Here is a 16,368-nt window from a genome sequence, read left to right on the forward strand (position 1 = left end):
CCTTTCAACATCTGTTGATCGCTGAGCCTCGCCGCGGTCTCCTCCGGAATCGAACCTCCTGGAGACCCTACCATGCCCGCCTCCAATCGTCGAAATGCAGCCGCATTTTCCGCTCAGGCCTCGCCCCGGCCGTCTACCATCAGCCAGCTGTTTACGCCGCAGCCCGCTCCCATTGAAGTCGGTTCCGGTCGCCGCTGGTTTCTGCAGATGGGGATGAGTGCCCTCGCCGGCCTCGGCTCCCTCTCGAACCCGCTGCTCGCTGCCCCGCCTGTCAGCCGCACGCCGAAAGCGAAGTCGGTCATTCTGATCTGGCTGTCCGGCGGCCCGAGTCAACTCGAAACCTGGGACCCGAAGCCGATGGCTCCGGCCGAAATTCGCGGTCCGCTCGGAACCATTTCGACCGCAGTGCCCGGCATCGAGATTTGCGATCAACTTCCATTGCAGGCGGCGATGATGAACGAGTTCGCGATCATCCGTTCGATGGATGCCACCGCGAGCAATCACACGCCGACCACCTTTCAGGCGGCGAATCCGAAGTCGCGGCGGGTCGGTGAGATCAGTGAGAAGAATGGGGGCGGCTATCCGTCGATGGGCTCCGTCGCGGCGAAATTCCGCGGTCCCAATCACCCCGGCGTCCCCGCCTTCGTCGCCCTGGCCGACAGTCTGAAGGCCGACGTCTACGGAGCCGGTCAGCTCGGTCACAACTACGAACCGCTGGATGGCATGTCGGCTGCCGGCAAGTTCGAGCCGCTCCCGGGATTCGCCGGAGCTCGCCTGAAAGATCGCAACGACCTGCGTACCGAACTCGACCGCTTCCGTCAGCACGTTGATGTGAATCCGTCGCTGGCCCTGCAGGATCGCTACACCCGCGAAGCCTACGAAATGGTCTCCTCCGGCCGCGTCGCTCAGGCTTTCGATCTCAACAATGAGCCGCAGGACGTTCGCGATCGCTACGGCAACCATTCGTTCGGCCGCAAAGCCCTGCTGGCCCGTCGGCTGGTCGAAGCCGGGGTGACGTTCATCACCCTCAGCGATGCCTGGGGCCACTGGGATCATCACGGCGACAACGTCCGCTGGGGCGGCATTGAGAAAGGCTTGAAGCCGATGCTCCCCGGCTTCGACTTCGGCGTGACCAATCTCGTGCAGGACCTGAAAGATCGTGGCCTGCTCGACTCGACGCTGGTGCTCGTCCTCGGCGAATTCGGCCGCGGCCCGGTCATCAACAAAGAAGCCGGCCGCGACCACTGGACCCCAGTCATGTCGATGCTCCTCGCTGGAGCCGGCATCCCGGGCGGACAGGTCATTGGCGCCACCGACAGCCGAGCCGGCGGCATCGTCTCCGGCAGACTCGGCCCCGGCGAATTCGGCCGCTACTGTGTTCCACAAACTCGGCATCGATCCCAACAGCCACTGGATCAACCCCAGTGGACGCCCCATCCCCCTGGTCGAAGGCGAAGCCAAACCAATCCCGGAACTCTGCTGACAAATGGGATGGCCCGGATGTTCACTTCCGGGTGACGAAGTCACAAGCAGCCGGGCGTTGGCAATGAAATGACAGTGATCGCAGCCGGTCTCACTCAGTATTGCCCGGGCCAGAGACTTGAACGGCCCATGGGCTGCTGCTTATTGCTGCGCAGCCGGGAGATCAACCTCCCGGCTCTCCTGCGAGTATGCAGAACAAGTGGGGCTACTTCAGTCGGATAACGCCTACCATCAGCCGGTTGTGGCCGTTGATGATCCATGTGATTGTGTGCCGAACACAACGCGGCTGCATGGTTTGGTTATACGAATGGTCGACCGGTTGCAATGTCAAGAAGATCATGGGCATATGCCAACGCTTGGGTCGCGTCTGGCATACGATTCGTTGCGTGTGCCGAATCGTTCCGTCTGCGGAGCAATTGACGCAATTCGTCTCGCAATCGCTCTCCGAAAATATTCGCGTGGTAGCAGGTATCGATCACAGTACGCTCTGAAGGCTTACCAGTCAGAAAATCATCGTAGTCCTGAATTGGGGCATAGACTGGGGTGCCGTTTCGGCGAACATATTCAGTAGTCAACGAACCGTTGAAGGCACTCAACTGGGTGTCGAAAACCCATTGACGAATGTAGTCGTATATTCCATTCCATGTCATGACCATGCAAGCACGAAATGCGGATGCGCGGAACGCGGACACGGCCTCTTCAATCAATGTAGATTGTGTTGCGTTGAGTGGTAATCGGCTGGCGAGGTCGGCAAACTCATCTGCAACTTGCACATTTGTGGTTCGGACAATGGAGAGGCCAGTGACCTCGTCGTACGCCGTGGCGCTGATTGCGCCTAAGTATGCTTGAATTTGTGCAACCGCTGTTCCGTTTGGGCGATTATTGAGCGTGGGAATCGAGGCGATTGCAGCGAGTGGGCCGGACGCAATATGGGTTCGTGAAAGTCCGAGAGACTCCGTCAATCTTCGCAGCTCGCGGATGTTTCGGAAGATCGTGTCAGGGGCGGTGACTTGCGGGTTACTAAGTACACACAAAGCCTGCCCGAGGTCAACTAAGTCTGTGGCGGGCACAACTCGCTCCTTTTCGCATAACGCCTAGAATCACCCGGCGACGACGAGAGATTGTCCATCTGAAAACGCCCGGCTTCGCCGCTCGGGTGCATTTTTTGTTCTATCGCTTTGTGATGCGTGCTGGCATTCGCATCCATTTGGCCGCGGTACTCAACCAGCGGCGTCACGCGCATTGTCCACGAAGGCCCGAAGTGCTTTTTCAGACGATTGCACATTCGTTGGGTTCGCATTCAGTGGTAGGTGCGCGCCATCGACCGCCTGCTGACCGAAAAGTAAGGCCGGGTCACTATGATCAACGTAAGCTGTTCCAGAAGCGTCAACGGTGAAGAATTTTAAAGTGATATTATTCTTTTGGATGTAAGAACGGAAGAACATCAATGCCGGAACGACATGGTTGAGCCAGTCTTCATGGAGTTCTGTTGTAGCCGGGTCCGGAACGCCATCATAATGGAACACGCTGCCGCCAAATCGACGCCAATGAAAACGTTCGAGCATGCTGCGGATGTAGGTGCGCTGGTTGTTTTCTATGTCGGTGACATCGTAGCTGATCGTTACTGGCATGTGTCTTCCTTAAGAAAACTTGGGATTTCACTTGAAGTCGCGTCGGATAGCACTTGAACGGCCCATCGCCGATACCCTATTGCTTGGCAACCGGCCATTCTGCGACCTGTCCCACATCTACGGATTCCCTATCGGAGCCTCCGATTGATCCACGGACGCGGAGCCAGTGGCACTCCTCGAAAACGGGTGAGTCTACTCGAGTTGCACCTGATCGCGGAGTTGTTGCCATTCGGTCCAGCAGCGGCGGGGGTTGATCTGGTGAAGATCATTGAACATGCCGAGGGCGGCTCCGAAGGCGCGGGCTTTTTCAGCCGGCATCACGAGGCAGTTTGCTGAATCGCGGACGGCGAAGACTTCCCGTTTCGTGAGGGGGCTCCCTTTCTGCTTCTCCGCTCCGGCAAGCAGCATGAGCAGTGGATTCAGAAAGACAATCTTGAGATTGTCGTCCTGAGCCGCCACGTCGACAGCCTTTGCATACGGCATCGCATTCATGCCGCCAGTGGACTTCCTGCGGGAGAATAATCGCTTGAGAAGTTGAATCATCGAGAGAGCCTTGAATGCATGTCCGCAAATCTTCTACGACCCGGCGTCGTGTGTACACAACGGCAGGCAATGGTTACCTGTAGTATGTACAGTAGGTCGTGCGGAATTGCAATCAATTCTCCCTCCACCTCGCGGCCTAGTCTTCGGCCCGGCTGCCGTCGCCGCACATTTTCACGATCTTCGGATCGAACCGTGCGACGATGTCGACCAGGTCCTGCTGTTCGGCCATCACGCTGTCGATGTTCTTGTAGACGCCGGGGACTTCATCGGAACCGGCGGAAAGGACGTGGATTCCCTTCTTCAGCAGGTCGTTGCGAACCGCTTTGAAGTTGTATTTGCTCTTGGCCTGAGTCCGCGACATCCGTCGGCCGGCGCCGTGGGACGCCGAATCGAGACTGGCTGCGTTTCCCTTGCCGCGAACAATGTAAGCCGGATCGGCCATTGACCCCGGAATCACGCCGAGCACACCCGTTCCGGCTGGCGTCGCCCCTTTGCGATGTACGATCACTTCCTTACCGCCGTGGGTTTCCTTCCACGCGAAGTTGTGGTGATTCTCCACCCCGGTAATGATCCGTCCGCCGAGCAGGTTCGAGACGTTGCGGTGAATCACGGCGTGATTGGCGGCCGCGTATTCGCCCATCAGATTCATCGCCTCCCAGTATTCCTGGCCTTCCTGCGAATTCATATCGAGCCACGCGAGCCGCCCGAATTCCTTCTGCGATTGCGGCAGCTGCCGCTGAGCAATACTCGAGTAGACGTTGCAGACGCTCGCGCCGGTCCCGCGGGAACCGCTGTGGCTCAGCAGGGCGACGTACGTTCCCGGATCAAGGTCGAGTTCGTCGTCCCGTTCGTTAAGAGTCACCACGCCGAATTCGACGAAGTGATTCCCCGACCCGGACGTTCCGAGCTGCTTGCGAGCTTTGTCCTTGTTCTCCCGGGTGACTCGCGAAACGGTCCAGTCGCGGTCGAGCACCTCGTGATCCTGCGACTTCTTCCATTCGCAGCCGACTCCGAAACGGGTCCCGTTTTCGAGGGCGTTTTTGTAATGCTCAAAGTTCTTCTTCATCGTCTCGACCGGCATATCGAGAATCGACAACTTCATACGGCAGGCGATATCGACCCCCACGGCGTACGGCACGACCTTGCCTTCCATCGCGAGCACGCCGCCAATCGGCAGACCGTACCCGACATGGGCATCCGGCATCAGCGCAGCCCCGTATGCTCCCGGCAGGCGGCAGGCGTCGCGCATCTGAACATGACTGGCCGGATCGATCTCGTTTCCCCACGTCTGGTACTCGATCGGTTCATGGACCGGCGGCACCGGCTCTTCGATCAGCAACTGAGCGAGCGGCTGAAAAACGGGATTGTCGACATAGTCTTCCGGCGACTGGGCCACAGCCTGAAGCGAGGACTTCAATTCCTTTCCGCGCATGCCTTCTTCGGCCACGGCTCGCTGAACCGTTTGGAGGGCGGCCGCGAGAGCGTATTCCGGAATTCCGATGGCGAGCAGCTGTCGTTTATTCATGATGACCTGAGTTTTCCGAGAAAAAGAGTCTGTCTCAGCGGATGCTCCAAGGGCCGGAAAGGTTCGGGAGAAAGTGTCCAGCACGTGAAAAGAGGTCCACAGCGGTCCAGGACCGCCTACGTTTGGTCATTGAAAATGCACCGTTATAATTCATAATGACTTTTTGAAGCGATTCCATACGAAGTCTGCTGCCAGCCGGTATCAGGCTGTAATTCGAGGATAAGCCCATGGGGCTCACCATCATGAAGCGCATTCCGTTCTGTGCCGGCCACCGACTGGTGGGGCACGAAGGGAAGTGCGCCTCCTTCCATGGTCACAATTATGTCGCCGAAATCTACGTCTCGGGGGAAGAAACCGATGACGTCGGGCGGCTGATTGATTTTTCGTACCTGAAAAAGACCTTCAAGGGCTGGATCGACGACAACTGGGACCACGCGTTCCTGCTTAACGAGATCGACGAGAACGGGATCGACGCGATCAAACGGGTGGAGCCGACCAAGTACTATATCCTCCCGTACAATCCGACAGCCGAGAACATGGCGAAGTACCTGCTCGATGTCGTCGCTCCGAAGATGATGCAGGATCTCCCGGTCGAGGTCAGTCGCGTCATCATCTGGGAAACGGAAGAGTCGTTTGCCGAAGCCAGCACGACATCCCACCGTCCGACGGAAGCGGAGTATTCCTCGTCTCACAGCGTCGGCTCCTGAATTTCATCGCCTCCCTGCCTCAGGTTTTCTGACTGACAAGCTGTCACAGATCGCGGATCCATGCATCAGGTTCATCTGTTCTGCTTTCTGGCCAGCTACGCCGCCGCTTTCTTCCTGGAACTCGGCCGCTACTGGAAACCGCTGCCTCCTCTCCGCTGGCTGTCGCTGATTGCGACGGTCGCCGGCCTGATCGCTCATACCTGGTATCTGATCTCCCGCTCGATTCAATCGCAGCTGCCGCCGCTCGTCGCTTCCAATCACGACTGGCTCCTTGTCGCCGCCTGGCTGCTTGTCGCCGGCTATCTGGGGTTCGTCGTCTGGAATCTGCAGAGGCGAGGAGCGGACGCCATGGGGCTGTTCGTGCTTCCGCTGGCTCTATTGATGGTCGGGGCGTCCAGTCTGGTCAGCAACGATCCGGATGTTCTGTTCGGCAGCCAGCGGGTCCTGAAGATGCTGCACGCCAGTTCGCTCGTCATCGGGATCACCGGCGTCCTGGCCGGATTTCTGATCAGCGTGATGTATCTTCTGCAGCATCGGCGCCTCAAGAAGAAGCAGAACCTCCGGGGCGGCTTTACGTTGCCGGCTCTGGCTTCGCTGGCTCGCTACAATCTCTGGTCGGTGTCGATTTCCATGCCGATGCTCACGCTGGGTCTGCTCACCGGCTTTCTGTTGATCGGCGGTTCCGAAAAAGCGCTCCGGCCGGTTTCCTGGCAGGATCCAATCGTCATCGGCTTCACCATCGTCTGGCTCGGAATGGTGCTCTCGTTTGGGGGTCTGTTCAAGAAGCGTTCGATGCAGGGCCGGCAGATTGCGCTGATGAATGCCTGGGCCTTTGGCTTTCTTATCGTTACGTTGCTCGGTCTGCAGATTCTGGTCAATCTGACGGGACTCCCCTCCCAGCATGGCTGATGCAGCCGGAAGACAGGCGGAACATTGATGACGCTGGAAACTTGAAACGCCGTGAATTTACGCGTTGTGTACTGCAATCACGAAACGGCTGGACTGGAGATTCGCGAGAGACTCGCATTCTCCAGTGAGGAGCGATTGCGCGCCGCATACGTACACCTCAACGCCCGGTTTCCGAAGACGGAAATCGTCATTGTTTCGACCTGCAACCGCGTCGAACTCTACTTTGGAGCCGAGGACCGGGGCGTGCTCCCCAGCCAGGAGCAGATCGCCGGGTTTCTGGCGGAGTTTCACCAGATTCCGCTCGATGATTTCATTAACGAACTGCGAACCGAAACCGAAATTGAAGCCGTGCGGCATCTGTTTCGTGTCGCCAGCAGTCTCGACAGCATGGTGCTCGGCGAAGCTCAGATTGTCGCTCAGATCAAGGATGCCTATCAGCGGGGAGCCGATTGTGATGCGGTCGGCCCGCTGACCCATCAGCTGTTTCAGGCCGCGATGAACTTCGCCGGCAAGGTTCGCACGGAAACCAAACTTTCTGAAGGGCGGATCTCGATTGCTTCGGTCGCTGTCGGCGAGTTTGGCAAGAGTATCTTCGAACGTTTCGACGACAAAACCGTGCTCATCCTCGGAGCCGGAGAGATGGCCGAGGAGACGCTGCGTTACCTTAAAGACGAAGGCGTCAGCCAAATTATCATCGCCAATCGCAACCAGGAACGTGGGCAGCAGCTGGCCGACAACTGGGGGGGAAGATGGATTCCCTTCAGCGAGTGGGAATCCCGACTGAGTGACGTTCAGGTCATCGTGAGTGCCACGGGTGCGACCGAACCGATCATCACCAAACAACGCTTTGCCGAGCTGCGCAGGGCGAAGTCTTCCCAGCAAACGCTGTTCATTCTCGACCTGGGAGCCCCTCGAGACTTTGCCCCCGAGATCGCCCGCTGCGACGACAACGTGTTCCTCTACGATATCGACGATCTCGAGCAGACCTGTCAGCAGAACCGAAAAGCCCGGGCACGCGAAATCGACAAAGCCGAGAAGATGCTCGAAGCGGCGACCAGCCAGTTCATGCACGACTTTTACCATCGGAAAACCGGTCCAGTCGTGCAGCAGCTGCGGGAAACATGGCACGAGATTGGACGTCAGGAACTCGATCGTCTGTTCCGCAAGATGGAGCACGTCGACGACAACGACCGCCAGCTGATCGAGCAGACGATCAACCGCATCGTCAACAAACTGCTGCATCCACCGCTCGAAAACATCAAGCAGCATTCCAAAGAAGGAACGCCCCATACGCTGCTTGAAACCATGAAGCAATTGTTCGGGTTGGGCGACGGACTCAACCATTAAACCGCACGGGCGGCCTGTCTCTGAGCTTCATGCGAGGTCTCCCAATGCTGGCTTGTCCAGCAGGACGACCGTTCGCGTGTGACGCGACACAGAAGACAGTTCCGCCCCCTCTTCATTGCTCGACCAGAAACTGAATTCAGAATGTCAAAGAAATCCCGTCGCCGGACCGAATCGGGCGAGACTGTCATCGAATCCCTGCCCACGCCGGACGAAGTTCGCGATCTTGAAATCCTCTGCGAAGACAATCCGGTCGTCGCCGTGAACAAACCGGTCGGCATGCTCAGTCAGGGTTCGCCCCAAGGCGTCTTCTGTCTGCCCGACTACGTGAAGGCTTATCTGAAGCAGAAGTACGAGAAGCCGGGCAACGTCTACCTCGGCGTCGTCCATCGCCTCGATCGTCCCGTGACTGGCGTGGTGCTCTTCTCAAAGAACTCCAAGGGAGCCGCCCGACTGGCCGAGCAGTTCCGCGAACGCGAAGTGAAGAAGACGTACCTCGCGTTGCTGGAGAACGCTCCGCCGGCTACCGAAGGCGAACTCCACGACTTCATTCGCAAAGTCCCCGATCAGGCCCGAGCCGTGATCGAACCGGGCGAAACAGCAGATGCGAAGAAGGCCGTTCTGAGTTACCGTGTGATCGGCTCCCATCCCCAGGGCACACTCGTAGAAGTGAATCCTCTCACGGGACGAATGCATCAGATCCGGCTTCAGTTCGCCTCGCGAGGCTGTTCCATCATGGGAGACCAGCTCTACGGCGCGAAAACACAGACGAACCTGCAGCCGCTGACCAGCGACTACACCACGCACATCGCCCTGCACGCCTGGAAGCTCACCTTCAAACACCCGGTCCGCTACGACGAGATGACCATCACCGCCCCGCTGCCAAACAGCTGGCCCGCGTTCGCGCGAACGTTACTGGAGAACGATCAGCCGTCTGTTGAAAACGAGTGACTTTCGTTGCCGGAGGGACTTTCTCAACGACCGAGATTGATCACAACGGATGGACAAAACCTCCTGCCGACTCCGTCGGCCCCGGTAGCGGAGCAACCGGGGCTACCCTTGCGGAGTCAATGCAGTACCGTCTCGTTCAACTCCACCACATTCAGTCAGCCAGCGGCATCACTTCGACTTTGCGGATCTGGACGATGCTGCCCGGATCGTGCTGCTGGAAGGCGAAGTGGCCTGCTCCGAAGGTTTTGTCGAAGTCGAGGTACTCGTAGAGTTCGTTGCCGTCGACGGTGATCTTGATGCGGGTCATCTCGCGGCCGCGCCAGACATCGTCTCGCACTTCGATTTCGTAATCGAACCACGTATCCGGCTTCACGTGCTGCTCGTAGACGTGACACATGCCGTAAATCGAACCGGTACGAATCGGATCTTTGTGCGTGCTGTCGATCTGAGCCTCATAGCCATCCGTGAACCCCGGCTCGGGCTTCGTGCGGAAATACATGCCCGAGTTGCCGCCATCGTTGATTTTGATCTCTGCCCGGTAGCGGAAGTTCTTGTACGTCTGGCCGGTCGTCACGAGCATCGACTGATCGCCCGATCCGACAATCACGCCATCCTTCACATTCCAGTGACTGGTTTCCTTGCCGACCTTCTTCCAGCCGTCGAGCGACTTGCCGTCGAAAAGAGAAATCCATTTGCCGTCTTCGGCATGGAGGGAACTCGCTCCGAAGATCGAACAGACCACAACTGCAGTAAGCAACGAACGAAGAGCACGGATCGTCATATTCATAATCTCCTCAGACTGGGAACTCTATGCGGTAACTGAAAACGGACACAGCATTTCACATCCTAGTCCGCTGATCGAAGTGTATCCTGAAATCCGATCTGAACTCAAATCACTGCCGGATGTTCGTCTCATTCACAAGAACCCGTGAACCTGGTACCGAAGATCCTGTCTTCGAAAACAGGAAATCAAATTATGTGGAAACCAACTAAAAACCTGTGGGCGAGACTTGTAAAGCTCTTCTACCCGATCCGGGATTCGGAGTCAGATCAGGAGACCGCTCAAAGGAAACGGTATATCCTGACAGCTCTTGAACGCGCACGCAATGTGGCGGATTTGCCTGGTGTTTCGCTTTATCTCGACGATGCTGATTCTGGCGTACGCTCGAAGGCCCGTAGTGCTGCCCATCGCGTTATTCGTGGGGCGACTTGGCAAGACCTGATTGCTCTGGAAAATTCCATATCCTCCATTGGAGGCTGGGGGAGCGAACGTGTTCAAGACGACTACGTCTTAACCAGGGTTGTTGGTCGGGAGAATTCCCCGAGCTACCTTTCACTCCTTGCCGTCTTCAGCTTTCATCGGAACGGCTACGTCCGCCACGGTGCGGTCCGTCGACTCGCGCTCTCGACGGATGGCTTCGTGCTGCCCTTCCTGATGCTGCGCAGCAACGACTGGGTTCAGCCGATTGCGGACGACGCTCGAGAATCCCTTGAGAAGCGATTTGACGCATTGACGCCGGAACAAAGGCAAGTCGTTCTTCCACTACTCGGTTACTTGAATCGCTGCGAACGCCGCCAGTTCGCAGCATTGATCGAATCCGTGCTTCGCAATTTCCTCGTGCCGTCCCGACATGACGACGCGGTGGCGACGCTCAATATGAATGCACGGGGTATCGGAAGAACTTTCGCTGACATTGTCTTCATCGTGTCGGGGGAGCATCAAGCGAGATTGCTTCCTGCAGGAATTTCTTCCCGTGTTGCGACGGTCCGAATTATCTTCACGAAGCGAATGCCGGGTCTTCTCGATCAGCAAGAGATCGCGTCGAACTGTCGCCGACTGCAGCGGGATCCCGTGATGGCTGTTCGACGAGAGGCGTATCGCGTGGAAGCACAAAGTCGCCCTGCAGATGCGGCTGAAATCTGGAAACGGGCGATGTTTGACGTGAGCTACGCCCTGCGTGACCTTGCTCGTTTCGAGCGGGCACGGTTAGGAATTAGCGAGCACGCAGCCTGTTACAGTGAGGCGATTCAAGAGCATCCTGATGATTACGAAGCGCTTCTCGGATTGGCTGATACTGCGCGGGAAGAAGATGCGGAACTGCTACGGCGTTACCTGACTCACGACTTCCCTTCTCGTCGCGTTCATGCAGTTCGGGGAATTGGTAGAGCGTTGGGGGAAGGTGCGGCAAGAGACCTTCTTCCTCGACTGAACGATGACAATCGCAAAGTGTTAAGACGAGTGACCGCCTTTCTCCTGCTCTATCCTTATTTGATTGACGGAGAGGCTCTTCTCGATCTTGCTCGCTCTGCAGTCTCCCTGAACGCGCGATTGAACACGATTTCGGTGGCAGCGACGTGCTTTGCCAAATGGGATTCAATTGTGTGGCTCATCAGATGCGCTGAAATCGACGATCCGATCGTGAGTCGAAGGGCTGATCAATCCATCGTCTCCAGGCTTACGTGTAACCGAAATTTTACCAAGCCGAGCCGAGAAAATATTGAGACGATCGAGCGTATTGTTCCAGATGCTCAGTTTCTTACTCCCGAAACGAAGTCCCTGCTCTTGTCGACGCTGCGGCTCGTGACGTGAGCCACCAAGACTATTTAATTGCGAGAAGCGCTTTCGCTTCCTCGAGTGCCGGCGATTGCTCAACTTCTACTTCCGTCTTGCCGACCAGTTCTCTACGGGCAGCCGACATTTCTCCGGGTGACATGTTGAGGAGTTTCGCGAGGATCAGGCAGTTCTCGGTGGTGAGGACTTTCAGCAGGCGGAACGACTTCTTCTGCCACGCCCCGACCGCGTCTCCACGCCAGTAGACGATGCTGTTGCCGGTCATCGCGGGGATGCGGGCTTCGGGGGTAATGACTCCGACGAGGTTGAGGGGATCGGTCGCTTTGAGGATGACGAGTTCTTCGCCGGCGGGGGCATCGTCGCGCAGTTTGCGGAGCTCGGCGACCGAGTCGGGCAGGGCGTACTGTTCGCCAGCGACGCCGCGAATGAAACGGCCGCCGCGGATTTCACCTCGGGCTTCAAGTCGTCGGTAGCACTGCAGCAGTTCGTACCAGCGGGGGGCTCCCTGTTCCCGGTCGAGCAAATCGCGGAAGACAACGCCCCAGCGATTCAGCAGCTGCCAGGCCCATTGTTCGACCCGTTCCCGCATCTGATCGGGATGTTCGAGAGCCTCTTCCCGCCGCCAGATCGACCAGCGTCCCGCTCGCCCCGCCAGAGTTCGCGGGCGTTTGACCCGAAGGCTGCCGCGATAGCTGACGTTGTTCGACTTCGCAGCCGGGCCGATCAACCCGCGTAGACCGGCATAGCCATCGGACGTAATCCAGCCGCGAGCGATCAGTTCGCCCAGAGCATCAGTCAACTGAGCCGGCAACAGTTGAGCGACGTATTCGATATCGTTCGCGAACATCGCCCCCTGATGCTGCAACACGGTGAGGACATCCTGAGCGGTGCCGCTGAGTTGATCGGTCAGCAGGCCAGCCCGTTCGGGCAACAGCCAGCGAGCCGAGTCCCGCAGGAACAGTGCGATCGGCGAGTTCCGCGACAGCGTCGTCATCGGCCGTGATTTGGCTTCTTTGGGACGCGGATTCGGATAGAGCCGCCCCCAGGCGACTTCGCCCGTCATGCAGAGTTCATCCAGCCAGGCCGAGGAGTAGTCCTTCACCCGATACGGCAGAATGTCCCGTTCCCAGTTTCCGGCCGGCAGATCGAAGCCCTGCAGCTGCGAGATCGTCTCGAACAACCCCTGCATCCCCTCGCGGCGGTGTCCGGGATGAAGCCCCTGATGCCGAAAGAGGAACCGCATGAAGGTTCGCACATCGACCGGTTCGATCTGTTTGCGGAGTCCTTCGAGCGTGAGGCGATGAATTCGGGCCAGCAGCCGGCGATGACACCATTCGGTCTGCTCGACGTCGAGCTTCTGGTCAGTCTGATTACGGAACTTGCCCCGCAGTACGAGCCCTTCGCCTTCGAGAGCTTCGAACGTGGCATCGACCTGCGAGACGGTCCACCCGAGTTGGCCGGCAATCTCGCCGGTCGTCATCGGACCGAGATACTCCATCCAGCCGCGGAGGATCTCGATGCGAACTTCGGTGGTCACTTCCGGACGCCGAATATTCTCGGGCGGCGTCAACTCGGGTTCAGTGATCGATTCCGGCCAGAGGCACTGCACGACCGGGAACTTCTCGGCTGAAACGTAGAACGCCCGGCCCTCATCCAGCACAACCCGTCCCCCCCGACGCTGTTCCTGCAGTTGACTCAACAGCTTTGGCCACCGCTCGGCTTCCGCAGCGGGGATGAGGACGCGAGTCAGCAGATAGTCGTGCAGTTCATCGGCATCCCGCACCAGCGGGGCGGCTTCTTCAATCACCCGATCAATCGCCAGCGGATCGAGTCGACTCAGATCGCTGACCGATTCCACCGTAACCGAACGCCGCGTGCTGACCGCTCTCGCACGACGATCGATTGCTTCTCCGCCATCGAGAAACGCGTATGGATTCGCGTTCAGCAGTTCATAACAGAAGGGGGACGGCTCGCGGGTTTCTTTCGCGACGAACGTGATCTCCCCTTTCTCGACCTGTTCGAGGACCTTCGTCAGCCCAGCGAAGTTGAGAGCTTCGTTGAAGCAGTCGTCCATCGTCTGTTTGACGAGGGGATGATCGGGGATCTCGTGGTCGCCCGTGTGCTCTTCCTGGCAACCGGTCAGCTTCGGAAAGACCGCCGTGAGCAGGTCATCAGAACGGAACCGCTGCAAAGCAGGGGGAACCCGCTTGCCGGCTCGACGGCGTTCGACCATCAGAGCCGTGGTCACGTTCCATCTCCACCGGAGTTGAAACGTCGGCACGTAGATCAGCGCCTGTTCGAGCAGTTTGTATGCATTGGCAGCGGTAAGCATCGGGAAGAGCGACTCAATCGGAAAGCTGTGTTGCGGGCCGAGCGTGAGGATGAAGCCATCGTCATCGGCGGTCGCCTGCAGCTCGAAGTCGAACGACCGGCAGAACCGCTTCCGCATGGCGAAGCCCCACGCCCGTGTAATTCGGCTGCCAAACGGCGCATGGACCACGAGCTGCATTCCGCCTGTTTCGTCGAAGAAGCGCTCGAAGACGACCCGTTTCTGTGTCGGCACCAGTCCGAGAGCCGCCTTCTGAGCAGCGACGTATTCGACAATCTGCTCGGCTGCCGATGCACAACAACAGGTCTCTTTCTGCAGCCACGTGATGATCTCGGGACGGGCGACACCATCGATCAGCTTCTGCTCCAGATCTTCCCGCAACCGGGAGACTTCTTCGGAAAGCTCCAATGTTCGCCCCGGCGATTCTCCCCGCCAGAACGGAACCGACGGCGGAGCCCCCTGGGCGTCGATCACAACAACATCGTTGCCACGCAGGTGCTTCAACCGCCACGACGTATTGCCGAGCAGAAAGATATCCCCGGCCTGGCTTTCAACCGCGAAGTCTTCATCAACCGAACCAACGACGACATTGTCCGGCTCGGCAACAACTCGGAAGGAGCCAATGTCGGGGATCGAACCGGCGTTGTTCACGGCGACAATGCGGGCACTGCGACGCGGCCGTAATCGCTTCTGAATCTGATCGTGATGCAGATACGTTCGGCCCCGACCCGCATCCGGCGTCACGCCCTGGCTCAGGTATTTAATGACCTCGTCGAAATCTTTCCGTTCGAGATTGCGGTACGGAAAAGCCCTGCGAATCAGGTCGAACAGCTTGTCGGTTTCCCATTCGCTGGCGGCGATCTCGGCGACAATCTGCTGAGCGAGGACATCGAGCGGAGCATCGCGGCAGGTGATCGCATCGAGCCGCCCGCCTTTCACGGCTCGGATTAATCCCATGCACTCAACTACTTCATCGCGGGTGAGTGCAAACAGCCGTCCCTTTGGCACCAGCTTGAGGGAGTGCCCCGAACGTCCGATCCGCTGCAGAAACTTGGCGATGCCGTCGGGGGAACCGAGCTGAATCACCAGATCGATGTAGCCAACGTCGATCCCGAGTTCGAGCGATGCGGTCGCGACGACCGCTTTCAGCGTTCCCTCTTTGAGTCGCTGTTCGGTCGAAAGGCGGATATCGGCGGACAGCGAACCGTGATGGCTGCTGATCTGGTCTTCACCCAGCAGTTCGGTCAACTGATGCGACACCCGTTCGGCCATGCGGCGGGTGTTTACGAAAATCAGCGTGCTGCGGTGCGAGTTGATCAACTCGACAACCCGGGCGTTGATCTCCGCCCATTGCTCGTGGGAACAGACCGCCTGCAGTGGACTCGGCGGAATCTCGATTCCAAGATCGAGATCTCGAGTGTGACCGACGTTCACGATCTCGACCTGCTGGCCGGAAACTGTGAGCTCAGCAGTCGATGCCTTCAGCGTGGCAGACTCCTCCTGAAAGAGCCGCCGCTGCGGATCGTGGCGGGAGACGCTTCCGGGGGGTTCCCAGTCGACGGGATGCAGGCGGGTTTCGCGATCGGTCGAGCCCGACAGAAAATCGGCCACGAGTTCGATCGGCTTCTGGGTCGCCGAAAGGCCAATTCGCTGCAACGGTTCACTGCAGAGGGCTTCGAGGCGTTCCAGAGTAATCGACATATGAGCCCCGCGCTTGTCGGGAGCGAGGGCGTGAATTTCGTCGATGATGACCGTCTTCGCCGTCGCCAGAATCTCCCGGCTCTTCTGGGCGGTGACCATCAGATACAGCGATTCCGGCGTCGTCACCAGAATTTGCGGCGGTTTCTTCAGCATCGCCGTGCGGTCTTTTGCCGGAGTGTCCCCCGTACGGAGTCCGACACGGAGTTCGGGAACGCGGTAGCCCCGCTCAGCGGCCAGCTCCTGGATTTCCCGCAGTGGCTCGGTCAGGTTTTTGTGCATGTCGTTCGAGAGAGCCCGCAGTGGCGAGACGTAGACACAATGGATCTCGTCGCGCAGTTCCCCCTCCACGGCCATCCGAAACAGGCGGTCGATAATGGCCAGAAAGGCGGTGAGCGTTTTCCCCGAGCCGGTCGGAGCCGCGATCAGCGCGTGCTTGCCCGCTGCAATAACGGGCCACCCCTGCGTTTGCGGCTCGGACGGCTGCGAAAAGCGGCTCGCGAACCACTCGGCAATCACCGGGTGAAAGTGATCAGACAGCATGAGCTCAGTCTCTCCCTCGTGCTTTTCAAAGCAAGGAATCAGGGTCGCTGCTTCCCTGACCCGCCCCCTTGTCGCCTGGCTCAACTTCCTGAAGCCGAAAATCGAGCTGCGACGCGGCCCTGTGTGAGCGATTT

Annotated in this window: 12 protein-coding genes; 6 read left to right on the forward strand and 6 right to left on the reverse strand. The window is 58.4% G+C overall.

All coding sequences use genetic code 11. The features are described from left to right. Positions 1 to 72: 72 nt before the first annotated feature. Positions 73 to 1,518 carry a DUF1501 domain-containing protein gene (locus L1A08_RS13945; protein WP_238757051.1) on the forward strand — a complete coding sequence of 482 codons (1,446 nt, stop codon included), beginning with the start codon at positions 73 to 75 and terminating at the stop codon, positions 1,516 to 1,518. 263 nt (positions 1,519 to 1,781) lie between these two features. Here the strand turns inward: L1A08_RS13945 and L1A08_RS13950 are convergent, their stop codons facing one another. The 4 genes from L1A08_RS13950 to L1A08_RS13965 all read right to left on the reverse strand — a co-directional run bounded on the left by L1A08_RS13950 (position 1,782) and on the right by L1A08_RS13965 (position 5,181). Further along, positions 1,782 to 2,552, reverse strand: coding sequence for a hypothetical protein (locus tag L1A08_RS13950; RefSeq protein WP_238757052.1), 771 nt, complete (start codon positions 2,550 to 2,552; stop codon positions 1,782 to 1,784). Positions 2,553 to 2,702: 150 nt separating this feature from the next. Continuing rightward, complete coding sequence (locus L1A08_RS13955; protein ID WP_238757053.1) at positions 2,703 to 3,113, reverse strand: hypothetical protein; 411 nt, start codon at positions 3,111 to 3,113, stop codon at positions 2,703 to 2,705. Between the two features lie 192 nt (positions 3,114 to 3,305). After that, complete coding sequence (locus tag L1A08_RS13960; RefSeq protein WP_238757054.1) at positions 3,306 to 3,656, reverse strand: hypothetical protein; 351 nt, start codon at positions 3,654 to 3,656, stop codon at positions 3,306 to 3,308. Between the two features lie 136 nt (positions 3,657 to 3,792). After that, positions 3,793 to 5,181, reverse strand: a complete 1,389-nt coding sequence (locus tag L1A08_RS13965; RefSeq protein ID WP_238757055.1) for an RtcB family protein — start codon at positions 5,179 to 5,181, stop codon at positions 3,793 to 3,795. Positions 5,182 to 5,408: 227 nt separating this feature from the next. Between L1A08_RS13965 and L1A08_RS13970 the strand changes: the two genes are divergently transcribed. The 4 genes from L1A08_RS13970 (at position 5,409) to L1A08_RS13985 (ending at position 9,092) form a co-directional block, all read left to right on the forward strand. Then, a complete protein-coding gene (locus L1A08_RS13970; RefSeq protein ID WP_238757056.1) occupies positions 5,409 to 5,888 on the forward strand; it encodes a 6-pyruvoyl trahydropterin synthase family protein in 480 nt (159 codons plus the stop codon). Positions 5,889 to 5,948: 60 nt separating this feature from the next. Then, positions 5,949 to 6,797, forward strand: coding sequence for a cytochrome c biogenesis protein CcsA (ccsA, locus tag L1A08_RS13975; protein ID WP_238757057.1), 849 nt, complete (start codon positions 5,949 to 5,951; stop codon positions 6,795 to 6,797). A gap of 51 nt (positions 6,798 to 6,848) precedes the next feature. After that, entirely contained in the window at positions 6,849 to 8,144 is a 1,296-nt protein-coding gene (hemA, locus tag L1A08_RS13980) for a glutamyl-tRNA reductase (protein WP_238757058.1), read from the forward strand. Between the two features lie 141 nt (positions 8,145 to 8,285). After that, positions 8,286 to 9,092, forward strand: a complete 807-nt coding sequence (locus L1A08_RS13985; RefSeq protein ID WP_238757059.1) for an RluA family pseudouridine synthase — start codon at positions 8,286 to 8,288, stop codon at positions 9,090 to 9,092. Between the two features lie 151 nt (positions 9,093 to 9,243). On the opposite strand, the gene L1A08_RS13990 is transcribed toward L1A08_RS13985, so the two are convergent. Continuing rightward, positions 9,244 to 9,873 carry a 3-keto-disaccharide hydrolase gene (locus L1A08_RS13990; RefSeq protein ID WP_238757060.1) on the reverse strand — a complete coding sequence of 210 codons (630 nt, stop codon included), beginning with the start codon at positions 9,871 to 9,873 and terminating at the stop codon, positions 9,244 to 9,246. 195 nt (positions 9,874 to 10,068) lie between these two features. Here L1A08_RS13990 and L1A08_RS13995 point away from each other — a divergent pair, with 195 nt between their 5' ends. Further along, positions 10,069 to 11,682, forward strand: coding sequence for a HEAT repeat domain-containing protein (locus L1A08_RS13995; RefSeq protein WP_238757061.1), 1,614 nt, complete (start codon positions 10,069 to 10,071; stop codon positions 11,680 to 11,682). A gap of 10 nt (positions 11,683 to 11,692) precedes the next feature. On the opposite strand, the gene L1A08_RS14000 is transcribed toward L1A08_RS13995, so the two are convergent. Further along, positions 11,693 to 16,234: a DEAD/DEAH box helicase gene (locus L1A08_RS14000; RefSeq protein WP_238757062.1), complete on the reverse strand. Its 4,542-nt coding sequence runs from the start codon at positions 16,232 to 16,234 to the stop codon at positions 11,693 to 11,695. Between the last annotated feature and the right edge of the window lie 134 nt (positions 16,235 to 16,368).

It is taken from the genome of Rubinisphaera margarita (genome assembly GCF_022267515.1).
Taxonomy (GTDB): Bacteria; Planctomycetota; Planctomycetia; order Planctomycetales; family Planctomycetaceae; genus Rubinisphaera; species Rubinisphaera margarita.